Genomic DNA, 22831 nt, shown 5'->3' with positions numbered 1-22831 from the left:
AAGTGGAGCCAGAAACGAAAACAAGCGATGGATCGGTTCCATCGCAGCGTTAACATTTCCAGTTAGTTGAATCTTTCTCGTCGTTAGCTTAGCAGTGCATGCAGCATAATCGCTTATAAAAGCTAACATTCACATCTTAACTTATTTTTACAGCAAACCACACCGTCCAAGAGTCTTTTTCAATTATCGGAAGTTGTGTTCCATCAATTTTACTTTCAATATACAATACTAGTTCATTAAGTTCATTGTCCGTTAGCTCGTGCAAAATTGAACGACCTGTTCTTTCATGAAGATCTCGGTGTAATGATTTAACATCATTGTATTTACGTCTAGTCTCCCATATCTGATTTTCGCTAAGCAGTCTAAATCCATTAGATTCTAGTGCATTTCGTACATGAATAGATTCATGTCGACGAGCAATTTCTTTATTAACTAACTCGGGATATTTCTCGAAAAAATAACCTCTAAGATGGTTTTCGTTTCCAGGCATTAAGCAATCCTTAACTGTCCGATCTTGAACTATAAAAATGCCTTTATTCTTCATAATACGATTTGCTTCCTTAAAACATTTATTCAAGTCAACTAGATGGTGAATTAACGCTCTCTCTAAAATTATATCGTACTCACTCTCAGGAAGTTTCGTATCATAAGCATCTCCTTGCATAAACGTTACGTTTTTCCAGTCCTTACAGTTCTGTGAAGCACCTTTAACATTTCTTCAGAATAGTCTACGCCCGTAACTTGTGATGCACCCATACTTGAACAATGGTCTTTTAACTATGCTGCCGTTACTTGAACAGGCTGAACTACATATCATTTCAAAACAAAACGCGCTCTGCCGTCTTTTGGAGGCAGAACGCGTTTCGTTATTCTTATGATGCTTCCGTATATCGTTTGAAACTATCCATAATCGCTTGCCAACCCGCCTGCTGGAATTCAACGGGGTGAGTGCTCTCCGGATCAAAGATTTCAATGACCTTCGTGGTCTCCCCTTGATCAACGAACGCAATATCCACTTTCCGTCCGTCTCCTAATGTGTAGGCAATCGTCTCATGCAGCTTCACTTCGTCGTAAATTCCGCTAAAATCAAAACCCATGCTGCCATCCTTCGCTTCCATTCTTGTCAGGAATTCGCCGCCTACTCGCAAATCATTCACCGCTCTTGGCGCATGCCATTCCTCGGAAGGTTGATTCCATTTTGTAATGTGGTCCGGCTCGGTCCAATAGCTCCATACTTTTGCTACAGGGGCTTGAACGACAGTCTCTACGGTTACTTTCGTTGAATTGCTTGTTTCCATTGTGAAGGACACCTCTTTACGGGAATTTTGTTTCTCATTCATATAGACGAATGCCAATCTCCGAATTCATCGGTCTATTTGTTCCGGAAGCCCTAATCGGGAAAATAAATTTTGCATTTATAAAATTTTGAACATGGAATATCCGATTATCTTTCACTTCAATCACGTGAATACCCCAAGGCACCAGGATGGATGCCTCCTTACCCGGCACATACTGTGCCAGAGCGGGATAACCGCCATTCACGCATGGATATCGAATTGCTCAAATGCTTCCACATACCGCAATAGAAGATTCTGGTCGGGATTGACATTCATCTTACTAAATTCGTCGGAGCGAAGCCGCGTTCGGTCCATCGTCTCCCTTGCTCGTTGTAGGGCGCTATTCGCCGCTGCCGGCGACATTCCCAACGTTTCCGCAATTTGTTTCGAAGACCATTCAAAGACATCCTTAAGAATAAGAACCGCGCGTTGACGAGGCGGCAAGGTTTGCAAGAGTGCGATAAAGCAGAGCTGAAGGGTATCCTTGCGAACGAGAGCATCTGGGTCAGACAGGTCAACCGGAAGCGTACGGCGCTTCGCTTGCCTCAGCTTGTCCAGGCATAAGTTCGACGCTATGCGGTAGACCCATGTTTTAATGGATGAATCCTGCCTGAATCGATCCCAGCTCTGCCATGCCCGAATATAGGTTTCCTGTACAGCATCGTCCGCATCATCAATGGATCCCAACATTCGATAACAATACGAGGTTAACCCCGGCTTGTAGCTCTCAAATAACTTCATATCAAAAGCGGCTTCGTTCATCTTCGCCTCCTTAGGTCGATCTACTTGAAACGTCCTCCTAACATCATTTAACGTCAATAACGTCAATAAGGGTTTCTAGATTAAGAATTGAATATTTCTCTATTTGCTTTAATAACATCTTGAATTAATAATGCACCTGGAGAAGCTGACAGCTTTTCCATCACCTTATCACGCAGAAATGGAGCTTTTTCTTTATTCGCTTTATTTAAGGCTATGATTAGTTCCTCTTTTGTAAGTTCTGTGCAGTACGCAGGGGTTCCTGGCTGTTGTTTCCACGAATCGCTTAAAGAGCCACTATCTACAGAGTCGAAGCCTAGATCGTTTGCTACACCCATTATTATTTGTTTATGGGATAGGTCATCTCCAGCAATCGCTATGGCAATGCGTCCAATAGTCCCTTCGGGAGTTCCATGATGTTCTAACGTATAGGCTAAGAAGTTGTTGAAAGCTTTAATGATAGGTCTACCTAAATGATTGGATACCCAAACACTTTCAACGATCCCGTTTTCAATTTCTTCAATTTTATTGTCTCTAAAAGGGTAATAATTTGAAGTGTCTACAATGATTACATCCTCTCCAGCTTTATCTACAAAGTTGCGAATGCTTGGCAACGCGTGGAAAGGGATAGATGTTATAAGAACATCTATATTTTTAATTACATCTTCTACGTTCACAGGTATTCCTGTAAGTTTTTTCCCTTCCAAGCGTTCAATCCCACGAGCATCTGCAATCTTGACAACATGTCCAGTCCTAACCAATTTTTCCGCAATATTTGACCCAATTGGTCCTGCACCTATAATTCCAAACCTCATTTTTATTCCTCCTATTTTCTATTTTAATATTGAGTCGATTGAGTAATTTGTATACATGCACTAATATAAATGCATTGCTCGCATTTTTGAAGAAGGCAATAAATAATGCCATAGTACTCTTTTTTGTACCTAACAGCAGAATGAGGTGGAAAGGTGTCTAGAATAAGCAAAGATGGATTTAATGAAGAATGCAAGAAAGATCACAGAGAAATATATGGCATTGCCTATACCCAAAACATGCTTTCAGGGCGTTGGAAGTATCTGATTCTTTGGTTTTTAAAGTTAAAATCGCATCGATACAATGAAATCAAGACTCTTTTATGGGGAATTTCACAAGGGTCTCTAACCAAGCAACTCCGAGAATTAGAAGCGGATGGCTTAATTAATCGCAAAGTTTATCCCGAGGTACCTCCGCGTGTTGAGTATTCGTTAACATCAAAAGGGGAGCAATTGATTCCAATTATTGATCTAATGGAGGAATTCGGAAAGAAGTTTGGAGACAAAATAGATTAATCATATTGGATATTTTTAATTTAAACTGCCCGTTAACATTCCTGTAGGTGTTAGTAGATTGAACTTGCAGAAAAAAGGACGCCTCGCTAGGATGAGTATGTACTGGGTTGCAGCCCTCAGAACTCACCTTAGGAGGCGTTATTATGAAGTCTAATCCAATTAATTCCCAAAATCAACGTGTAGAACGAATCTCCACTACCACTCTGGTCATAGGCATCGACATTGCCAAGGAGAAACACGCAGCACAAGCCATTAATTTTCGAGGTGTTGTCCTCACCAAGCGCCCTATTCTATTTTCGAATGAATCAAGTGCGGCATTAAAAATTGGAAATAAGGGTGCAAGCTCATCGCGGCTCTCATCATTTAATAATAATGCAAGTATTTAGTGGGAGCACATATGCGACTTGAAGAGACATCAATAATATAAGTGAAATTAAAAACTTGGTACCAAATTGGCAACCAAGCTTGTGCATTTTTTATTTCATTAAATTTTAGAGAGCACAACAGAAGCAATCATTCCAGCAACAGGAATCCATAAGAGATATGATTTTAAAAGTTTTACTAACCGGCTGTGCTGTGCATTTACCATTTTTTTATGGTCGTGATTCATTTGTAAGTCGGTTGCTGCACCTGTCGCATTCCAAGTGTTGAAATAGTTACTCCCAGAGGAAAATAGCAGGACGGTAATTACCAAAAAAATTAATGAACCCATAAATAAATAATCCGAAGTTTGTTGTAGCATATCTTATCACCCTCCTCTTCGATGTTCTAATTTAATTATACAACAACAATAAATTCCGTTCTATTATTTTACTTTTTTGGAATGAATTTCGTTAGTTATTTTAGTAACGATTGAATTAAACTGCCCGATAGTTGAGTAATGGCAATCGATTCATTGGCCAACAAAAATCTGTCGGGAATGAGATCAAGTTCTTGTCATTTGCTCGTGACTAGCACTTGATCCCATAAATAAAATAAACGGCTACGCCGTCCTCTAAGGACAGCGTAGCCGTTTATGGAGAAATTTAGCTGTTTTGAGTCAGTTACCTCCATTTAGATAGAAACTTTGGACCAGCTCTACTAATATCTTTTTCGATATCGGAAAATTTCTCGAAATTGCGAGTGAACCGTTCAGCCAAATCCAAAGCGGCCTTCTCATACGCCTCTTGATCCTCCCAAGTATGACGGGGAACAAGAACTTTGCTTGGAACCCCTTCTACGAAATCGGGACAGAGCACACCAAAGATCGGATCAGCAGTAAACATCGCTTGCTCGATACTTCCATTCAAAGCAGCAGTTATCATCGCACGAGTGAAAGTTAAATTCATCCGATTACCTACACCATAGGGACCACCGGACCATCCCGTGTTAACCAAATACACTTTAACTTGGTGCTCCTCAATTTTATCTCCCAATAGCCTTGCGTACACAGTTGGATGGAGCGGAAGAAAAGGCGCCCCAAAGCAAGTGGAAAATGTCGCCTCCGGTTCCGTTACTCCTCTTTCGGTACCTGCTAGCTTCGACGTATACCCTGACAAAAAGTGATACATCGCCTGTTCCTTCGTTAGTTTGGAAATAGGAGGCAGCACCCCGAAAGCATCAGCTGTTAAGAAAATGATGACGTTCGGATGACCCGCCTTCCCTGGGATGACTGCACCAGGAATGACCTCGATTGGATAAGCGGCACGCGTATTTTCGGTTATCTGAGTATCGTTATAATCTGCCCTGCCTGTCCCTGGGTCCAGTACGACATTTTCTAAAACCGTACCGTAACGAATAGCCTGCCAAATTTGCGGTTCCTTTTCTTCGGATAGGTTGGCACACTTGGCATAGCATCCGCCTTCGAAGTTATAGACCCCTTGATCGGTCCAGCCATGCTCATCGTCCCCAATCAACCGGCGGTTTGGATCGGCAGAAAGCGTCGTTTTCCCTGTACCGGATAACCCAAAGAATAAAGCCACATCGCCTTTCTCGCCCACATTTGCTGAACAATGCATTGGAAGAACGCCGCGGAAAGGGAGCAAATAATTCAAAACGCTAAAAATCGATTTTTTCATCTCTCCCGCATACTTGGTCCCTCCGATGAGAACCAATTTCTTTTCAAAGGAAAGACAGATAAATGTTTCAGAATGCGTACCGTCTACCTCTGGATCAGCTTTTAGGCCTGGCAGTGCGATCACGGTGAACTCCGCATGATGGGTAAGCAGTTCTTCCTCTGTCGGACGAACAAAAAGCTGCCGGACAAATAAATTATGCCAAGCATATTCATTCACGATGCGAATGGGTAACTGATTCTCTGAATCCGCCCCGGCATAGCCGTCGAATACGAACAAATCCTTATCTGCCATATAGTCTTGCGCTCTTTGGTAGAGCCGCTCGAACTGAAACTGTGAGATAGGTTGATTCACAGCCCCCCAATCTATGTGATCCATGACAGAAGGCTCCTCCACAATGAACTTGTCTTTGGGAGAACGTCCGGTATATTTCCCTGTGTAAACTTGCAAGGCTCCTGTGGAAGCAAGAACCCCTTCCTTCCGTTCCAATGCTGTTTCGACTAGCTCGGATACGGACAAATTATTAGATGTTATACCTATTTTCAACTGCGGCAGCTTGTCATCCATATTTATCAATTCCCTTCGTTGTGTTATCCAATCATTGCGGCTATAGGCCTAGAGTGGTTAGTTCTTTATCGATTTCATATCCTTTTAGTTCTTGCCCAATAACTCCGCTCCTGCGATACCCGGGTTCGTCATTTCATAAGGATCAAGAATGATTTGGAGCTCTTCTTCCGTTAAGACATTATATAGGAGGCATAGCTCTCGAACCGGACGGCCGGTCAGAATCGCTTCACGCGCGATCCTTGCTACGACTTCATAGCCCAGATGCGGGTTGAGCGCGGTAATGACCCCAACACTTTTCTCCACATACTCTTTGCAGCGCTCTACGTTTGCTTCGATTTCTTCCAAACAATGTACACGGAAAACTTTGAAGGCTTGATTCATCATACTGAGCGATTGAAGCAAATTGAACACGAGAACAGGCTCCATCACATTAAGCTCGAGCTGCCCCGCTTCAGAAGCAAGACAAATCGTATGGTCATTCCCGATGACCTGGAACGCTACCTGATTGACGACCTCAGCCATGACTGGATTGACCTTGCCTGGCATGATGGACGAACCAGGTTGCCTTGCAGGCAGATTCAGCTCCCCGAGCCCAGCACGCGGTCCGGAGGCGAGTAATCGTAAGTCGTTGGCAATCTTAGACATGTTGATCATGCAAACTTTCAATGCGGCTGACACCTCGGTATAGGCATCTGTATTTTGAGTTGCGTCCACTAGGTGATCTGCATTAGTAAGGGGCAGCCCGCTGAGTTCAGCGAGCAATTCCACAACCCGCTTAATGTAGCGGGGATCGGCATTCAGGCCGGTTCCGACGGCTGTTGCACCCATGTTGACTTCATATAGATGGCCGCGAGTTTGTTTTATTCGCTTAATATCTCGTTCGAGGACTCTGCTGTAGGCCTCAAATTCCTGTCCGAGTCGGATCGGCACGCCATCTTGGAGATGTGTCCGCCCCATTTTGATAACCCCGTCGAATTGTACGGCTTTTTTACGAAATGCTGTGAGCATCTCCTCCATCGTCACTAGCAGCTTTTCAATCAAAGAAAGTGTTGCAATATGAATCGCCGTCGGGAAAGCATCGTTGGTCGATTGGGCCATATTCACATGCGAATTGGGACTAACTTTGAAATAATCGCCTTTGATTCCCCCGAGAATCTCGATCGCCCGGTTGGCGATGACCTCATTGGTGTTCATGTTGATAGACGTTCCTGCTCCGCCTTGTATCGGATCGACAATAAATTGATCATGCCATTTACCGTCCATAATTTCCTGTGCCGCTTGCACAACCGCTTGCCCAATCTGTGGATTCAACTGCCTAATTTCCATGTTTGCTGCAGCGGCCGCATGTTTAACGGTTGCCATCGCAACTATCAATTCTTCATGTATGCGGTAGCCTGTAATCGGAAAATTTTCTACTGCACGCAATGTTTGAATGCCGTAATAGGCGCTGAGCGGAACTTCTTTAGATCCAAGAAAGTCTTTTTCTACTCTTTGCTGGGCTGTTGTCATTGTCGTTTCCCCCTTGTTATTTTCTTACGCAGCCTTTTTGACGGACTCTAAATAGTTCTTGCCTTTGTTCTTGTCGTACTGGCCTTCCCATTTAGCCATGACCACCGCGGCCATTGAATTACCAATGACATTGACTACTGTCCGGGCCATATCCAGAATACGATCGATACCTGCGATAAAAGCAAGACCTTCAAGGGGAATCCCAACAGATCCGAGTGTGGCAAGGAGGACGACGAACGAAGCGCCTGGCACACCAGCAATTCCCTTTGAAGTGAGCATCAAGACAAGCATCAACATGATTTGAGAGCTAATCGACATATGGATCCCATACATTTGTGCAATAAATAATGCCGCTATCGCTTGATATAATGTGGACCCGTCCAAATTAAACGAATATCCAATCGGGATAACAAATGATGTAATTGCTTTCGGTACGCCGAAATTCTCCATTTTTTCCATCATCTTAGGAAGTKCCGTTTCGGAGCTTGCTGTAGAGTAAGCCAGAATGAGTTCATCTTTTAATATGCGAATAATTGCAATAAGACTGGTACCGCAAAGCTTAGCAATTAAACCAAGCACGAGAACTACAAACAGGATCATGCCGATATACACGGCAAACACTAATTTCCCCAGTGGAATCAAAGAGCCGACACCGAATTTGGATACGGTTACACCAATCAAACCAAAAACACCGATTGGCGCAAATTTCATAATTTGGTTCGTCACCCAGAACATCGCTTCGGCAACACCCTGGAAAAAAGATAACACCGGTTTTCCTTTATCGCCAATCGCGGCAACGCCCAAACCAAACAATACAGAGAAGAAAATAATGGCCAGCATATCTCCGGCTACTAATGATTCGAAGATGTTTTTCGGAACGACATTGACAAATGTGTCAGCGAAGCTGTGACTAGTCACCTGTTTGGTCGCTTCAACATATTTCGTAATATCTGACTTAGCTAGACCAGCCATATTGATTCCGGCTCCAGGGTGAAAGATATTCGCTATGACCAAGCCGAAAATAATAGCAACCGTCGTCACGATTTCAAAATAAAGAAGCGTTTTCCCACCAATTCTTCCAAGCTTTTTAATATCTCCCACTCCCGCTACTCCGACAATTAGAGAAGAAACGACGATAGGTACGACAATCATTTTAATCAAACGAATGAAAATATCTCCCGCGGGTTTCAAATAACTTTCAATGCTCGGGTTACCATAGAAAATGGCCCCGACAATAATCCCTAATAGAAGGCCAAGCAAGATTTGAAAAGCCAAACCAAATTTTTTCATAATTACTCCCCTTTTCCGAAAAATGTAAAGCGCTTTCTTTTATTCGTAAATTTATAATGTCTTGAATGAGTTTATTGTACGGGGAACCTACAGCAAACTATATAAATCTACATGTTGAGCAAAAATTCTTTGGTCCATCCTTTATCGAATTATTCATCTTGTTTTTGGAATAATGAAAAGAGGGAGTATCTACACCATGGAGGAATAATACAAATGATGTCGAAAATCTGTYAAGTTGTGAAGAAAGGAGGCTGATAAACCGCTTTGAAAGAAAAATGGCTTCTTGTAACACTGATGGTTATTTCGGTTCCGATCATGGGCGAATTGAATTTTTACCCGTTCCATACTGATTTTCGGGTAAGCTTGGGGACCCCCGCCTTTTTTCTATTCCTACTCTGGCTCCGTTCTCCCTCACCGCTTATCTCCGGATTACTTGTCGGCAGTTCGGTTACAATCTTTCGCATGGGACTTATGTTGGCAATGGAACCACATTGGAACTGGGGAGCTGCTTTTCAGCATCATTATCCGGTATTCTTTTACTATTTGACCTATGCTATTACCTTCGCGGCAGTTCGAATGAATCGTCGTCATAACCGACCACTTCTGGTTGGAGCACTTGGGGTGGCGTGTGAACTCGCCGCGACGTCGGTGGAACTTTTGCTGCGTTATTCGGCAACAGAACAACCGACCACCTTCGCAACCTGGAATCAAATTATTCTCATAGCTTTTTTCCGGAGTTTTTTCGTTCTCGGTTTTTTCAATTTGGTTAAATTGAGACAGTCGAAAGCGGCCGAAGAACAGAAACGTAAAGAAAACGAGAAGATGCTCATGGTTATAACCGAGCTTTACGAGGAAACCATTCAATTGAAGAAAACGATGCACAACGCAGAAAATATCGCCCGTGACAGCTACGAGCTGTATCAATTGTTACAAGATGCGCAGCATGTTTTCCCTGAAGATCTAGCTCAGAAAGCTCTCCGGATCGCCGGTGAAGTTCATGAAATCAAAAAGGACAATCAACGGATATATGCAGGTCTATCCAGTCTGATATCGCACGATAGCGAATATATGCCGATGGAAGAACTGGCCGATATCGTCCTGCGCTCCAATCAGAAATATGCCCAGTCACTTGGCAAAAAGATCGATTTCACAATGCAATCCGAGGGTATCTTTCCTTTGTGCCATGTGTACACCACTTTGTCTTTGTTCAATAACTTGGTTGCCAATGCCGTTGAAGCGTTGGAGGAACAGGGTATTATCCGAATAGGGGTTAAACGTAACAAGGACGTGATCGTTTTCCGTGTCGCAGATAATGGTCCGGGAATAAAGCCAAAGTATCGGGAGAAAATCTTTATGCCCGGCTTTACTACCAAATTCGATAAGGCAGGCAATCCCTCGACGGGTATCGGTTTAGTATATGTGAAGCAGGAAACAGAGCGTTTACTTGGAAACGTCCAAATTCAAGACAACAGCGAGGGCGCAGGCACTGTTTTCACCATCACTTTGCCGATTAGCCAAATAGGAAAGGAGGTGTAGCGCAATGCGTTATTTTATTATCGATGACGATCCGGCTATACGTTCCATGCTTGAACAAATTATCGAAGATGAGGATTTAGGAAGTATTGTAGGCGAAGCTCCTGACGGGGCTGATGTTGATAATACTTTGCTCGAACTCAAGCAAGTAGATATCGTGCTTATTGATTTACTTATGCCCGTTCGCGATGGCATTGAGACCGTTCGTAAGCTATCCGGCGGCTTCGAAGGAAAAATCATTATGATTTCTCAAATAGAGTCGAAAGAAATGATAGTCAAGGCATATGCCTGCGGAATTGAATATTATATCACTAAGCCTTTAAACCGTTTGGAAGTTATCGCCGTTATTCGCAAGGTTTCTGATTTGCTTCGCATGCACCAATCCCTTCGAAATATCCAAAAATCGCTCAGTGCTGTCGGCTTTAGTGGCGCATTAACGGGGAAAGAGCCGTCTTCTAACGATAAGAACATCACAACATGCGGTAACTACATGTTATCTGACCTAGGACTTATTGGAGAAGCAGGCAGCAAAGACTTGCTGGAAATGCTCGATTATTTGTACCGTTATGAGTCTAATCATCCACAGGAGCAAGGCTTTCCTCAGCTTCATGACATCTACCATCAAATCGCCTTGAAAAAACTAGGCCACTCCGCTTCCAACACCGACTTGAAAAAAGAGATCAAAGCGGCCGAACAACGGGTGAGGCGAGCGGTAAACCAAGCACTAACCCACTTAGCATCCCTAGGATTAATTGATTATTCGAATCCTAAGTTCGAGCAGTACTCTACAAAGTTTTTTGACTTGAGTGATATCCGCAAAAAAATGAGAGCACTAGAAAATGAGGAATCTCCAGCGCTCAGTTTGATCCGGCAGAACACAAAAAAGTTTATTCAGGTCCTTTATTTAGAATCAAGAAAATTAATGAGCTGATGAAATTGGACGCCAAAGGGTCAGAATGGAGAACTCAGCAATCGCGGTGCGAGCCCAATTGATAGACAGGATACCCTCCACTTCTCGGCAGGGTACCCTTTTCAAACCAATTATACCTTTTGTTCTTCCTTCGCCGCCTCGTTACCCACATCGTTTTGTTTCGTTGCCATGCATATTCTCCCCGAAGTCCCACGCTCGATATATCCACCTTGATTGAACTCAGTATCTGGTTTGGTAGACAGCGGATCTCCAGCTCATGCAATTGGATTGCCTTGAAGTGAAAGAACATCTTATACATGAGCACATCCCCTGAAAAGAATTTGATCCTAGTATGATTGATCTGAATGTTGTCTAGTCTTCCTTTAAATGGGTTGAAGCACATTGTGCAACAGCCGAATAAAAAGATAATAAAAAAACATGCAGCATTTTCTCCATTAGGAGATCGCTGCATGTTTCTGTTGCCTTTTATCCTTGAGTATCCATCTAATTCTTTATCGATGATTTCAATTTTGTCAATTTCCGGATCATGTCCCCTTCATCTCCTTTTCTTGTCTATTTTATAAAGTAGTGAACATTTGTCTTCCATATTTTAGACGTTGTATCCTCTTGCAATTTCTTATAAAATGATCTACCGTTGGTCAAAATATAAAATCACCAATATTTGCATGGAATAGGGGGTATTCATCCTGATTCATATCGAAAATTTACAAAAAGTATATGAGGATATTCCGGGACGTATACCGGCCATCCAGCGGATCCAATTACATATCGATCGCGGAGAAATATTCGGCATTATCGGACATTCCGGTGCAGGGAAGAGTACATTGCTGCGTTGTGTAAATCTACTGGAAAGACCATCCTCTGGCAGCATTCGTATAGATGGTGAAGAAATGACAAAGTTGGATTCTCGCCAGCTGCAAACGAAACGACGCAAAATCGGGATGATATTCCAACATTTCAATCTCCTCTCTTCATCGACCGTTGCTGAAAATATTGCCTTTCCTCTGAAATTGGCTGGGATAGGGCAAGTAGCGATTCAGTCCCGAATTATTGAGCTTCTCGATTTAGTCGGTTTGCAGGAACACTCACATAAGTATCCAAGCCAGCTCTCAGGTGGACAGAAGCAGCGTGTCGGCATTGCAAGAGCCTTGGCCAATCAACCGGATATTCTACTCTGTGATGAAGCGACATCAGCGCTCGATCCTCAGACAACGAATGCCATTCTTGCACTGCTGCTTGATATCAATCGAAAGCTTGGTATCACGATTCTTCTCATCACACATGAGATGCAGGTTATTCGTGCGATCTGCGACCGTGTTGCTGTTATGGAGAAAGGTTTGATCGTAGAAACCGGGAAAGTGCTTGATGTATTCCTGAAGCCTAAGCATGCAGTTACGAAGGAGTTCGTAGGACAAGTTTCGGATTTCGCACAACATTCAGATCAGGATCAGATGGAGAGTCAGGGAGAAAAGCACGGAACGGTAATCCGGATTACCTACATCGGTGCCAAAACATACGAGCCTATCTTATTCGAAACTGTCAAGTCGACGAATGTTTCCTTTGCCATCCTTCAGGGTACTATTTCTTCCATGAAAAGTGTCCCTTATGGTCAATTGGTTGTGGAATTGACAGGCGGACACCAAGAAGAAATCGATTCAGTAATTGCCAAACTTGAGCAAGAAGGAATCGACGTGGAGGTGCTCAACGCATGGATATGACCTGGAACATTAACTGGTCCGAAATTACGAAAGCAACTGGCGATACACTCGTAATGCTCGGATGGTCTCTCTTATTCACAGTTATCATCGGTATGGCACTGGGCATCATATTATTTCTTACCTCCAAAGAGCAGCTACTGGAAAATCTGCCGCTTTATGGAGTGCTCTCGCTGATCGTAAACATTCTTCGTTCTGTTCCTTTCGTGATTCTGATGATTTCGGTTTTTCCGATCACAAAGGCCATCGTGCACACAACCATCGGCGTGCAGGGCGCGATCCCGCCTCTCGTTATCGCAGCCGCGCCGTTTCTCGCGCGGCTGGTTGAAACCGCGCTGCGCGAGATCGACAGCGGCGTCATTGAAGCCGCGCAGTCCATGGGCGCTACGCCGTGGCAAATCGTCTGGCGCGTCCTGATGCCGGAAGCGCGCCCGGGTCTGATTTCAGCCGTTACCGTGACGGCTGTTGCCCTGCTCTCCTACTCGGCCATGTCAGGTGTCGTAGGTGGCGGCGGGCTTGGGGATCTCTCACTTCGCTACGGCTACATGCGGTTCCGTACCGATATCATGATCGTGACCGTCGTCATTCTCGTTCTATTCGTTCAGCTCCTGCAAATGATAKGAGACCGTTTGGTAGCCAAATTTAACCGCAAATAAAACACATTAATATGGAGGTAATTTTATCATGAAGAAACTTTCATTATCTTTAATGGCTCTATTCGTTGTGCTTGCACTTGCAGCATGCGGACAGAAAGCCACTGAAACGCCTGCAAGTTCAGCCCCAGCGGCATCTGCTGCTCCAGCGGCTGCAAAAGAAGTTACACTTAAAGTCGGTGCATCTTCAGTCCCTCATGCCGAAATTTTGAATAGTGTGAAAGAGAAATTGAAAGCACAAGGCGTTAATCTTGAAGTTATTGAGTTCAACGATTATGTTCAACCAAACGTACAAGTGTTTGAAAAACAATTGGACGCTAACTTTTTCCAACATCAGCCTTACCTAGATCAATATAACCTTGATAAAAAGCAAAACCTCGTGAAAGTAGTTGGCGTGCACATCGAACCGTTCGGCGCTTACTCCCAAAAGGTGAAGTCAGCAACAGAATTGAAAGATGGCGCTTCAGTCGCTATTCCTAACGATCCTTCTAATGCCGGCCGTGCGCTTTCACTGATGGAGAAAAACGGGTTGATTAAACTGAAGGACGGCGTTGGCATCAAAGGTACGGTTAAAGATATCGTAGAAAACAAAATGAAAATTCAGATCAAAGAATTAGACCCTGCGATGCTGCCACGTACAATCGGTGAGTTTGATTTGGCTCTGATCAATACGAACTACGCACTTCAAGCGAATCTAAATCCGGCGAAAGATGCTTTATTCATCGAGGACAAAAATTCACCTTACGTGAACATCGTCGTTTCCCGTCCGGACAATAAGGATTCCGAAGCGATGCAAAAGCTTACTAAGGAATTGAACTCCGCTGACACGAAAAAATTCATTGAAGATAAATACAAAGGCGCAATCGTGCCTGCGTTCTAAGCAACCTTTCGATCCAAACATAAAGCTGTTCCTTATGGTCTTAAAAGCCTAAGGAACAGCTTTTTTGTTAGTTTTTTATGCTTAAAGAATGTTTTTTGATCAAAGATTTTATGAAAGAGAAAGTAGTCGCTGCCACGCGGCAGCGCCTCTGCTATTAAACTATAGCTTTCGTTAGCGTAATCCTGACCTGTCATCTTTGGTACGGTTCACCGCAAATGTATCTAAACACAAAGTACAATTTGACCATAAGATAAACTGTCAATTTAACTCTGCTATTATTCGATGCAATATCTTTTTGCTATCTTCGTCTTTTGGTCTAGGCTTCCTACCAATTTGTTCGTATACCTCTTTTTCTTCCAAAAGTTGTCTTGGGCTTAAGACAAGAGCCGTTATGCCCTTCAACATAAGACTTTGTAGTAACAAGGAATCAGAACGCCATACCCACTCGGGTAAGCCATTCATAATAAGACTTCCATCATTGGTACTGGTTATATAGCCAAAAGTAATGTCTACGTCATCCTTACGGAAATCGGACTGCCTACCACGAAACTGCTCATTCACAGGTGTCTGTTCAAAGCCAGCTTCGGCAAGAGCCTGTTCTAACTGCTCTCGGTTCTGTATCCATGTTATCAAGTCTATATCGTCATGTGGACGGGTGACCTTACCAAGTAAAAAATCGATTGCCCACCCGCCACGCAACCAGAACTTACATTCGATCGATGCACATATTGCACTGATTTCGTTTAACACCTGTAATTGTGACTCTGTTTGAGTTCCGAAATGTGGATTTATCAGGTCGCTCACAAAAACACCTCGATTTTAATTGGCAGGGATTTCATTATTTACGAACATCACAAAATAACCAATTTTGTAAACAGATGCTTCTGTTATTGCCTTCTTATTTTAAGAAGTGAAAAAACTGATAAGACAAGTCCAATAACTAAAAACCATATCCATCCATCGTAAGAAATCATTAGAGCAAGTTCCCATGTGTTTGATGGTCCTGAATTGGGTCCATCGCTGTATGGAAATGCAAAGACAGACGGTAATGCTCCCATAACAATCAGAGCCGTTCCAATAATAAAAAAGAAAAAGTATGAAACTCTTCTCATAACCATCTCCAATACCCTCCAAACTAATGTTTACCGCAAAAACGCATCCCATCATTTAGTTCTAGAAATAAGACGAAGGGAACGAGTGAAAAGTTTCCATTTTATAACTTTTCTGCTATCCTGCCCGATAGTTGAACAGGCTACCGATAAATTCGGTAGCCTGTTGTCATGGAGCTATAGTGTCCCGTTAGTTGAGTGAATGAGTCACGCATTGTCTCCTTCGTGAATCATCAGAGATTTAAGCCCAATTTTATTTAAGTAGACCAACCGTAATTCAATTTCATCCTTCACCTGGCTAGAAACCTTCAACTCATGCACGTCGAGTGAATGGGGTAAACCTCGAATAAACAGCAACAATTCCTGTATCGGCAATCTTAGAGTATCTACAATCGATTGACCTTGTATCGTTGTAGCTATTAATTCAGGTGCCATCTTGCTTCCGTTACATCCGGCGCATTGGACTTGCTTGGAGAAGAAACGGATCACCCTAAGGTTCCCCTTACTCTTCGTTCCCGCATCTCGCATATATCGCAAATCGGCAACGCATCCGCGGTAGAAACTTGTCGCTTGTTTCTTTTTGTAAACATAGGAAACAGGGTCATTCTTGTAACCGTAAAGTAAAATATCCATAAATCGCCTATCCTGCTCGGCAAGCGGCTTTTCATAGTCAATCCCGATCATCTTGGCCAATGCTTTGATTTTGAACACCGGCGCACAAATCGTACCTGCCCAAAGAAGCACGGCACCATGTTTTAGGGATAGTTCGGATGCGATCATTCGGGCGGGATCAATATCAATCACGGTTTCGGTTCCATTACATGAAGTACAAATCCCGTATGGACTGTTCGCKGAAAAATTCTGAGAAGTCCATGACCCACTGCTGTCTCTACACTTCCCAATCAGTGCATAAAGCAATCTAAGATATTCCGACACAGCTGTTATTGTACCGACTAGGCTGCCTGCTCTTTTTTCGTTAAACTTTTCTTGGGGGAGTAATAGACTTTCCAAATTTATAACCCCTTCCGTTATGCATCTAAGATAAATACAATAGGTAATAATTTCCCGAAAAATTGAAGAAAACCTTTTTTGATATCCTGTCAGTTAGCGGAGAAGGCCGCCGATCATTGCTGTCGGCAGCCTTCTCCTGATGTTTATTGAGCTATCGTCTTCCGTTAGTGTAACTCAATCGTCTTATATTCCTTCCAATCTGAGAGGAAACAAAGAAATTTATTGCTTATATCTAACATGCCATGATGAGTTCTCCAAGATCCTCCACCATTAAAAAGATCAATTAACGGTTTGAATAGATCATTAAATTGAATTACAATTGGATCTCCTTCATCTGCTAATGAACTCCAAATAACATGATTCACGCATAACGCTTGAGTTACTCCATTTGGTGCTTTAATGAGATTGGGACATAACTCAAAAACCTTATCATAATCAATCTTACTTTCCTTATTGATCAATTTAACTGGATCGATATATGGGTATTTTGATTCCACCGAAAGAAAATCAAGAAAAAGAGACAATCGCTTGAAAAACTCCTTGACAAAAAAAACGTCTATTTTACACTCTTCTTCGGTTCTTTCATGATTATTCATCCAATTAATGGTGTTTATATTTTCAATTGCTTGATTTAAGAAAAGACTCTTCATTTTACTCTTCTCCTCTTTTTTGCAATCGATTTTTAGTAATTGAATAGAAATCTTACTCAATACATTCGCTATCAATAAGTTATTACCTTTTTTTGTAACTATTCTGCCCGTTTGTTGAATGAACAGGGCTATTTAAATTTTTCAGACATTATTTTATTGCAATGTACAGATCTATCTCCGACTCCTCATTGTCACCACCTAAAAAACGCTCACTGTATAATTCAAAACTATCCTTTTCATCAAGCTCGTAGCCTGACTTTGGCAGCCATGTTGTGTAAATATAATCAAACACATTACCCATCGTCTGAAGTTTGCCTTTATGGGTAACTACAACATAGATGGCGGCGGATACAGTCTTAGCGACCATTCCTTCAGGTATTTCCTCAATGCAGTGGACAGGAACACAAGCCCAATAATTAGACCACTCATCAACATAATTGTCACTGTACTCACTAATCCCGTACGTATCGTGCACGTTCGAACGGTGTTTCACCTCATGAATCCGTTCTAGAAATTGTGCCCATAACCCTGGTATTTTGTTTTCTGACATTCTTGTTTCCACTTTCATCCCAACCACTTTAAAAGCTGCCTTTTCAACGATTCTGATCTCCATCGGCATACCTCCATATAGATGTTTAAGCCTTTCTGCAGAGATAATTGGTTCCTCTTTATTCTGAAGCCGTTTGCCTACTTTTCTGTACCCACCCGGATTTACGTCGAACATTTTTCGAAACGCACGTGAAAAAGAAGCCTGAGATTCGAACTGATACTTTACCGCTACATCGAGAATGGAATACTTTGTCCTTAACAAATCATAAGAAGCTTGCGTAAGCCTGCGTCTCCTTACGTATTCTGCTAACGATTGACCGACCCATGTCTGGAAAATCCGATGAAAATGATACTGCGAAAAACCTGCCACTTCTGCTGCCTCTGCTAACGTAATCTCATCAGTCAACTTATTCTCCAAATAGGCGACTACTTGCCGGATCTGAGTAAAATAATCCATTAAATGTTTTCCTTTCTCGTATATCCCTGATATATCTAAGCAGATTATATACAAAAATCAATCGCATTTTTTGATTTTTTTTGCGAAAAATTCAGTTACCAAAAACTATCCCTTCAACTAAAAAAAGGTCCTCTGACTGCGTGGCAGCCGATGATCCCTTTCAACTACAGTTCACCGTTAGCGTAACAAACTTGTGTTCCAGAAATCGCTTGCAGTTAGTGTACACAGCTGATTGTTGGAAGGAGCAATTGAAATGGGTATCGAAGTGGCGGTATAGACCTAGTGCGGAATCATTCACTTGACCATATATTGATATTGCCAACCCACTCAACAACTCATTCATCACCCTCGGTTAAACAACGAGAAAAAAACGGTCTGTATTCGCATCTATTTCGCGATAAGACCGTTTTTGTTTTTTTGTGATGTTGGTTAAGGCATTACCATACAAAAGCTGATGTGATGATAACCAAAAGAATAAAAAGAACCAAGACAAATGCGCTTGTACGATGATGATGAAAACCGTCTACTCCACTCATGTTTACTCATTCCCCTCAAGTGAATTTTCATTACGGTATAATCATACGCTCGGTACATAGTTTTTGATTGGACATACGTCACCCTCATTTAAACAACGAGAAAAAAACGGTCTGTAATCGCATCTATTTCGCGAAAAGACCGTTTGTGTATTTTTGTGATGTTGGTTTAAATTGCAAAAGTCATTAAGATAATTACCAAAAGAACATAAAGAACCAAAACAGCTGCTGCGCTGCTACCTCCACCATAACCTGCACAACTTGCACCACTCATATTTACTCATTCCCCTCAAGTAAATTTTCATTACGGTATAATCATACGCTCGGTACATAGTGATTGATTGGACATATGCCAGGGCTTCCTTGCTGGAAGGTAAAAAAACACAAAATAATCCGTTCCTCTAAAGGACGGTTTTTTGTTTAGGAAAGCGGAGGTATTCGTGGAACAATTACTATCGTTCGCCGTTAGCGCAACAAAGCGAGCCAGGTTGCCACGGCTTCCTGCTCGCTTTGTTTACGGTATTGATCCTAAAAGTAAGTGTTTATTTTTTAACCCAAGTTTCCCCGCCATCTTTCGTTATAAATTCAAATACATCCTTATTTGTATCGCTGACAAACTCGATTTTCAACGTTCCCGATTGAGCGTTATTTATATCAAATACTGGAGCATAGGTATTTCCATATTTATATCCTTTCGGTATCGGGATATTTTGGAGTAACCATGTCTTTCCCCCATCTTTCGTGCGATATAGAGGGACCATGGCTGTATCTTGGTGATAGGTAGCTGAAATCCATCCATCGGTCGGTGAGCGAAAGGAGATTCCCGTAACATATCCATCGATAACTAGAGAAACTTCATTAATGAAAATCCATGTCTTACCGTTGTCACTCGACTCATATAACGACTTATTCATGAGTCCTAAGGCTGGGTCCGAAGTTAATAAGATCCTGCTTGGTGATGAACTGGATAGAAGCGAAGTATACACATTACCAGCTTGGATTTGCTTCTCCCAATCTTGCTTGAACGGTAATGGTACAGCGTCGCTCCATGTTTTCCCTTTATCTGAACTGCTTTTCACGACTATGCCATCTGTGGAATTATAAAGCGATACTTGCTCGGACTGATTTGAGTAGGTGCCAATGAGTTGCATCGAATCCGAGGCAGCAACTTTAGATGTTGTAGACAGTGGTGTAGGATTTGCATTAGCTTTGTTAGAGCCTGGGGATTGAGCTGCTTCCTCTAAGGAATAAAATTGATGAAGCCCCTTTTCAGTGCGTCCTCCCGCCAAGTAGATATCATTAGTTTTACCCGCGCTAAATATAACGTAACCATTATCTGCATCGCCCATCGTAAATGTCCCTTTTTCGCACTTGATGTACGCTAGTTTCATTGGTCCTTCATCCGCTTTGGCGTTATTCGATAGAAGATACGTTTTCCCGGCCAGAGTTAGTTGTTTCGGAGCAATATCGCATGATGATGAAGTCCCTACCACGATAGGTACTGTTGCGGGAGTATTTGTCGTTGGCGACTGTGGTTGGGTTATATTTAGTGATTGCTGCTGAACGTTATCTTTAGAACATGCCGATAGCCCAACAAGAACAACACAAACCAAAGCACCTAAAATAAACTTTTTCAAACTCATTCATCACTCTCCTTTAATACCAACCCTGATACACTTGTTGTATATTTAGACGTTTTAATACCTAAGAAAGGTTTCATTTTCCATGCACGCTAATGACAAAAGGAGCAGCTGCCACGGCAATCTGCTCCTGGGTTTGTTTGTAGTAACGTTACACGTTAGTTCAATTAAGTACCCAATCTATCGGGTAGATTCCAAGCGCGATTATAAGCGTTCATTAATTTTAATCAACAATTCCTTTAAGATTTGTTTCTCCTCTTCAGAAAGGACTTGAACGATTTCGTCCTCCACTTTTTGAAAGGATTCATTAAAGTCCTCGATCAATTCAACGGCCTTTGGCAAAACATAAATATTTTTTTGTCGTTCATTATTGACTGGGATTTTCCGCTCGATGAATCCTCTTTGCTCAAGACCTTGAAGCATACCTGTGATACTAGCCCCGCGTAGATGAAACCGATCAGCAAGATCCCTCTGAATTAATTCAGTTTCTTGGTTCTCGTAGATATAGCCAATTATTTTTCCTTGTTGAGCGTTTAACCCTAGCTCTTTTATGCTCTCGTCCGCTTTTTTCTTTAACTTAAGGCCAATAACCTGAAACAAATCCAGATAAGGCGTATTCTTGTGAGGCTTCATGAACGTTCCTCCTCGTATTATTAGAAAACTAACTGTTAGTAAGTAAACTATACAAACATCGAGCTTTCATGTCAATTAAATATTAGTTTATTGACAGTTAGTTTCCTAACAGTTATACTTCAAATTGTTTCTAGGCTTATCCAAGGAGGAATAACAATATGAAGAATGTAGTCCAAAGCTCATCTGCAGAAAAAATTACTGCTATTACGAATGTGCGTATTTTCGATGGAGAAAAAGTAATAGAATCAAGGAGTATTGTCATCAATGGGGAAACCATTGTTGCAGTAGGTGGAGACATTCCGGCGAATGCAACAATCATCGATGCTAAGGATGCAACATTACTGCCCGGCTTAATTGATGCGCATGTTCATACTTCCATCGGTGGATTACGGGATGCATTAAACTTCGGTGTGACGACAGAACTCGAAATGAACGGTGACTTTACAGAAAGAGGACGTGCGATCCAACTGAAAAATACGGAAGATATCGCTGATGTCCGTTCTGCAGGTACGGCAGTCACCGCTCCTGGTGGTCACCCGGATGAATTGCTGCCAGATGGGGATGAGATTCCAGAATTCGTATTAAAGGAATTGGAGAAGTTATCGAAGGAAGACCGGGAAGCTATGCTAGCCGCTTACGCCCACGATCACGAGGAAGTGCCGCAAGTAACAACGGTGGAAGAAGCGATTAAACATGTACATACCCAGGTGGAGAATGGAGCCGACTATGTAAAAATTATGATTGAAGAAGGAACTGTCATGGGCGCTCCTGGACTGCCTGTTTTAAGCGACGAAATTCTAAAAGCAGCGGTGGAAGAAGCCCATAAGTTCGATAAAGTCGTCATCGCCCACGTCTTGACTGCTCATTCTTCCCAAACCGCCATCGATCTTGGCGTAGACGGATTGGGCCACCTGTTTATCGACAGGCCCGATTACACGCCGGAGCTAGTGCAATCCATCGTCGATTCTGGCGCGTTTGTTACACCGTGCTTGGTTTTGAACTCATCCATTCTTGGGAACCCAGCATCGCAATTGGCGAATGACCCACGTGTTCATTCCAAATTAAGTCCGGATTGGATCGATATTTTGAACTCTAGCTTTAATACTTTCCCGCAAGGCAAAATAGAAAATAGCTTTAAAAATGTGATGGATCTTCACAGGGCCGGTGTGGATATTCTGGTCGGGACGGATGTCGCCCCCGTCCCCGTTCCGAATCTTGGCGGCCTTGCTCATGGAGCCAGCGTACATCATGAATTGCAATTACTGGTTACAGCCGGGTTCACTCCAATAGAAGCACTTCAATCGGCTACCTCGAAACCGGCCCGCAGATTCGGTCTTAATGATCGTGGCCGTATTGCCGAAGGTGCGCGCGCTGACCTAGTGCTGGTCAATGGCGACCCGACTACCAATATCTCGGATACCCTATCTATTAAAGCTATATGGTTCAAAGGTGTACAAAAACAAAGGTAATTATTTCTACTTTTTTGTGCGGGCACTCTACTTCGAAGAGTGCCTTGCTATTCGACTTTGTAATTAAACTGCCCGTTAGTGGAATGACCCACCGTATATTTATTATGTCTCTTTGTCTGCAATCGGACGATATTCTTGGCCTGGTTCGGCAAACGGATCATATTCTTGTCACACGCCATTTTTTCAGTCAAGATCTCTAATTTTATTGGACATTATGATGAAAG

General features: G+C 42.6%; 25 protein-coding genes. 8 read left to right on the top strand and 17 right to left on the bottom strand.

Features of this window, described 5'->3' with window-relative positions:
- Positions 1-136: 136 nt before the first annotated feature.
- From AC1DLM_RS02080 to AC1DLM_RS02065, 4 genes are all read right to left on the bottom strand, one after another.
- Positions 137-664 (bottom strand): methyltransferase domain-containing protein, encoded by a 528-nt coding sequence (locus AC1DLM_RS02080; protein ID WP_441992280.1) that lies wholly within the window; start codon positions 662-664, stop codon positions 137-139.
- Positions 665-872: 208 nt separating this feature from the next.
- A complete protein-coding gene (locus tag AC1DLM_RS02075) occupies positions 873-1298 on the bottom strand; it encodes an SRPBCC family protein (RefSeq protein WP_441992279.1) in 426 nt (141 codons plus the stop codon).
- A gap of 240 nt (positions 1299-1538) precedes the next feature.
- Positions 1539-2099 carry a sigma-70 family RNA polymerase sigma factor gene (locus tag AC1DLM_RS02070; protein WP_441992278.1) on the bottom strand — a complete coding sequence of 187 codons (561 nt, stop codon included), beginning with the start codon at positions 2097-2099 and terminating at the stop codon, positions 1539-1541.
- An 80-nt stretch (positions 2100-2179) separates the two neighbouring features.
- Complete coding sequence (locus AC1DLM_RS02065) at positions 2180-2911, bottom strand: NADPH-dependent F420 reductase (protein WP_477568930.1); 732 nt, start codon at positions 2909-2911, stop codon at positions 2180-2182.
- 153 nt (positions 2912-3064) lie between these two features.
- Here AC1DLM_RS02065 and AC1DLM_RS02060 point away from each other — a divergent pair, with 153 nt between their 5' ends.
- Entirely contained in the window at positions 3065-3424 is a 360-nt protein-coding gene (locus AC1DLM_RS02060; RefSeq protein ID WP_171644879.1) for a winged helix-turn-helix transcriptional regulator, read from the top strand.
- A gap of 143 nt (positions 3425-3567) precedes the next feature.
- The gene (locus tag AC1DLM_RS02055) at positions 3568-3810 is read left to right on the top strand and encodes a hypothetical protein (RefSeq protein WP_477568929.1); all 243 of its coding nucleotides are present in this window, start codon (positions 3568-3570) and stop codon (positions 3808-3810) included.
- 98 nt (positions 3811-3908) lie between these two features.
- Here the strand turns inward: AC1DLM_RS02055 and AC1DLM_RS02050 are convergent, their stop codons facing one another.
- The 4 genes from AC1DLM_RS02050 to AC1DLM_RS02035 all read right to left on the bottom strand — a co-directional run bounded on the left by AC1DLM_RS02050 (position 3909) and on the right by AC1DLM_RS02035 (position 8844).
- Positions 3909-4166 (bottom strand): hypothetical protein, encoded by a 258-nt coding sequence (locus tag AC1DLM_RS02050; protein WP_477568928.1) that lies wholly within the window; start codon positions 4164-4166, stop codon positions 3909-3911.
- Between the two features lie 301 nt (positions 4167-4467).
- The gene (gene pckA, locus AC1DLM_RS02045; protein ID WP_477568927.1) at positions 4468-6045 is read right to left on the bottom strand and encodes a phosphoenolpyruvate carboxykinase (ATP); all 1578 of its coding nucleotides are present in this window, start codon (positions 6043-6045) and stop codon (positions 4468-4470) included.
- 84 nt (positions 6046-6129) lie between these two features.
- Complete coding sequence (aspA, locus tag AC1DLM_RS02040) at positions 6130-7554, bottom strand: aspartate ammonia-lyase (protein WP_477568926.1); 1425 nt, start codon at positions 7552-7554, stop codon at positions 6130-6132.
- Between the two features lie 24 nt (positions 7555-7578).
- On the bottom strand, positions 7579-8844 hold the full coding sequence (locus AC1DLM_RS02035; protein WP_477568925.1) for a cation:dicarboxylate symporter family transporter: 1266 nt from the start codon (positions 8842-8844) through the stop codon (positions 7579-7581).
- A 264-nt stretch (positions 8845-9108) separates the two neighbouring features.
- Between AC1DLM_RS02035 and AC1DLM_RS02030 the strand changes: the two genes are divergently transcribed.
- The 5 genes from AC1DLM_RS02030 (at position 9109) to AC1DLM_RS02010 (ending at position 14556) form a co-directional block, all read left to right on the top strand.
- A complete protein-coding gene (locus AC1DLM_RS02030; RefSeq protein WP_477568924.1) occupies positions 9109-10380 on the top strand; it encodes an ATP-binding protein in 1272 nt (423 codons plus the stop codon).
- A 4-nt stretch (positions 10381-10384) separates the two neighbouring features.
- Positions 10385-11308: a response regulator gene (locus AC1DLM_RS02025; RefSeq protein WP_441987826.1), complete on the top strand. Its 924-nt coding sequence runs from the start codon at positions 10385-10387 to the stop codon at positions 11306-11308.
- Positions 11309-11994: 686 nt separating this feature from the next.
- The gene (locus AC1DLM_RS02020; protein ID WP_441987850.1) at positions 11995-13026 is read left to right on the top strand and encodes a methionine ABC transporter ATP-binding protein; all 1032 of its coding nucleotides are present in this window, start codon (positions 11995-11997) and stop codon (positions 13024-13026) included.
- Positions 13017-13679 carry a methionine ABC transporter permease gene (locus AC1DLM_RS02015; protein ID WP_477568923.1) on the top strand — a complete coding sequence of 221 codons (663 nt, stop codon included), beginning with the start codon at positions 13017-13019 and terminating at the stop codon, positions 13677-13679. Before AC1DLM_RS02020 ends, AC1DLM_RS02015 begins: the two co-directional genes overlap by 10 nt.
- A gap of 28 nt (positions 13680-13707) precedes the next feature.
- A complete protein-coding gene (locus tag AC1DLM_RS02010) occupies positions 13708-14556 on the top strand; it encodes a MetQ/NlpA family ABC transporter substrate-binding protein (RefSeq protein WP_477568922.1) in 849 nt (282 codons plus the stop codon).
- Between the two features lie 258 nt (positions 14557-14814).
- Here AC1DLM_RS02010 and AC1DLM_RS02005 read toward each other — a convergent pair whose 3' ends face one another.
- The 9 genes from AC1DLM_RS02005 to AC1DLM_RS01965 all read right to left on the bottom strand — a co-directional run bounded on the left by AC1DLM_RS02005 (position 14815) and on the right by AC1DLM_RS01965 (position 21138).
- Entirely contained in the window at positions 14815-15360 is a 546-nt protein-coding gene (locus AC1DLM_RS02005) for a nucleotidyltransferase domain-containing protein (protein WP_441987823.1), read from the bottom strand.
- 83 nt (positions 15361-15443) lie between these two features.
- Positions 15444-15674 carry a hypothetical protein gene (locus AC1DLM_RS02000; RefSeq protein ID WP_477568921.1) on the bottom strand — a complete coding sequence of 77 codons (231 nt, stop codon included), beginning with the start codon at positions 15672-15674 and terminating at the stop codon, positions 15444-15446.
- Between the two features lie 198 nt (positions 15675-15872).
- Positions 15873-16469: a hypothetical protein gene (locus AC1DLM_RS01995; RefSeq protein ID WP_477568920.1), complete on the bottom strand. Its 597-nt coding sequence runs from the start codon at positions 16467-16469 to the stop codon at positions 15873-15875.
- Between the two features lie 371 nt (positions 16470-16840).
- Complete coding sequence (locus tag AC1DLM_RS01990; RefSeq protein ID WP_477568919.1) at positions 16841-17326, bottom strand: hypothetical protein; 486 nt, start codon at positions 17324-17326, stop codon at positions 16841-16843.
- A gap of 148 nt (positions 17327-17474) precedes the next feature.
- A complete protein-coding gene (locus tag AC1DLM_RS01985; RefSeq protein WP_441987819.1) occupies positions 17475-18332 on the bottom strand; it encodes an AraC family transcriptional regulator in 858 nt (285 codons plus the stop codon).
- 437 nt (positions 18333-18769) lie between these two features.
- A complete protein-coding gene (locus AC1DLM_RS01980) occupies positions 18770-18868 on the bottom strand; it encodes a YjcZ family sporulation protein (RefSeq protein WP_441987818.1) in 99 nt (32 codons plus the stop codon).
- 166 nt (positions 18869-19034) lie between these two features.
- Entirely contained in the window at positions 19035-19139 is a 105-nt protein-coding gene (locus AC1DLM_RS01975; RefSeq protein WP_441987817.1) for a YjcZ family sporulation protein, read from the bottom strand.
- Positions 19140-19407: 268 nt separating this feature from the next.
- Positions 19408-20508, bottom strand: a complete 1101-nt coding sequence (locus tag AC1DLM_RS01970) for a WD40/YVTN/BNR-like repeat-containing protein (protein WP_477568918.1) — start codon at positions 20506-20508, stop codon at positions 19408-19410.
- A gap of 201 nt (positions 20509-20709) precedes the next feature.
- A complete protein-coding gene (locus AC1DLM_RS01965; RefSeq protein WP_057313981.1) occupies positions 20710-21138 on the bottom strand; it encodes a MarR family winged helix-turn-helix transcriptional regulator in 429 nt (142 codons plus the stop codon).
- A 158-nt stretch (positions 21139-21296) separates the two neighbouring features.
- On the opposite strand from AC1DLM_RS01965, the gene AC1DLM_RS01960 reads away from it, so the two are divergent.
- A complete protein-coding gene (locus tag AC1DLM_RS01960) occupies positions 21297-22607 on the top strand; it encodes an amidohydrolase family protein (protein ID WP_477568917.1) in 1311 nt (436 codons plus the stop codon).
- Positions 22608-22831 lie beyond the last annotated feature (224 nt).

It is taken from the genome of Paenibacillus sp. 01T442, from assembly GCF_056398345.1.
The sequence above is the reverse complement of the archived record's forward strand: the minus strand, read 5'-3'. Positions and strand labels throughout refer to the sequence as shown.

Excerpts from the sequence above, each read along its gene's own strand:
- AC1DLM_RS02050 (WP_477568928.1), bottom strand. The coding sequence starts at position 4,166 with ATGCTACAACAAACTTCGGATTATTTATTTATGGGTTCATTAATTTTT.
- AC1DLM_RS02065 (WP_477568930.1), bottom strand. The coding sequence starts at position 2,911 with ATGAGGTTTGGAATTATAGGTGCAGGACCAATTGGGTCAAATATTGCG.
- AC1DLM_RS01990 (WP_477568919.1), bottom strand. The coding sequence starts at position 17,326 with ATGAAGAGTCTTTTCTTAAATCAAGCAATTGAAAATATAAACACCATT.
- pckA (WP_477568927.1), bottom strand. The coding sequence starts at position 6,045 with ATGGATGACAAGCTGCCGCAGTTGAAAATAGGTATAACATCTAATAAT.
- AC1DLM_RS02000 (WP_477568921.1), bottom strand. The coding sequence starts at position 15,674 with ATGGTTATGAGAAGAGTTTCATACTTTTTCTTTTTTATTATTGGAACG.
- AC1DLM_RS02070 (WP_441992278.1), bottom strand. The coding sequence starts at position 2,099 with ATGAACGAAGCCGCTTTTGATATGAAGTTATTTGAGAGCTACAAGCCG.
- AC1DLM_RS01980 (WP_441987818.1), bottom strand. The coding sequence starts at position 18,868 with ATGAGTGGAGTAGACGGTTTTCATCATCATCGTACAAGCGCATTTGTC.
- AC1DLM_RS01975 (WP_441987817.1), bottom strand. The coding sequence starts at position 19,139 with ATGAGTGGTGCAAGTTGTGCAGGTTATGGTGGAGGTAGCAGCGCAGCA.
- AC1DLM_RS01960 (WP_477568917.1), top strand. The coding sequence starts at position 21,297 with ATGAAGAATGTAGTCCAAAGCTCATCTGCAGAAAAAATTACTGCTATT.
- AC1DLM_RS02025 (WP_441987826.1), top strand. The coding sequence starts at position 10,385 with ATGCGTTATTTTATTATCGATGACGATCCGGCTATACGTTCCATGCTT.
- AC1DLM_RS02080 (WP_441992280.1), bottom strand. The coding sequence starts at position 664 with ATGCAAGGAGATGCTTATGATACGAAACTTCCTGAGAGTGAGTACGAT.
- AC1DLM_RS01970 (WP_477568918.1), bottom strand. The coding sequence starts at position 20,508 with ATGAGTTTGAAAAAGTTTATTTTAGGTGCTTTGGTTTGTGTTGTTCTT.
- AC1DLM_RS01985 (WP_441987819.1), bottom strand. The coding sequence starts at position 18,332 with ATGGATTATTTTACTCAGATCCGGCAAGTAGTCGCCTATTTGGAGAAT.
- AC1DLM_RS02010 (WP_477568922.1), top strand. The coding sequence starts at position 13,708 with ATGAAGAAACTTTCATTATCTTTAATGGCTCTATTCGTTGTGCTTGCA.
- AC1DLM_RS02055 (WP_477568929.1), top strand. The coding sequence starts at position 3,568 with ATGAAGTCTAATCCAATTAATTCCCAAAATCAACGTGTAGAACGAATC.
- aspA (WP_477568926.1), bottom strand. The coding sequence starts at position 7,554 with ATGACAACAGCCCAGCAAAGAGTAGAAAAAGACTTTCTTGGATCTAAA.
- AC1DLM_RS02075 (WP_441992279.1), bottom strand. The coding sequence starts at position 1,298 with ATGGAAACAAGCAATTCAACGAAAGTAACCGTAGAGACTGTCGTTCAA.
- AC1DLM_RS01965 (WP_057313981.1), bottom strand. The coding sequence starts at position 21,138 with ATGAAGCCTCACAAGAATACGCCTTATCTGGATTTGTTTCAGGTTATT.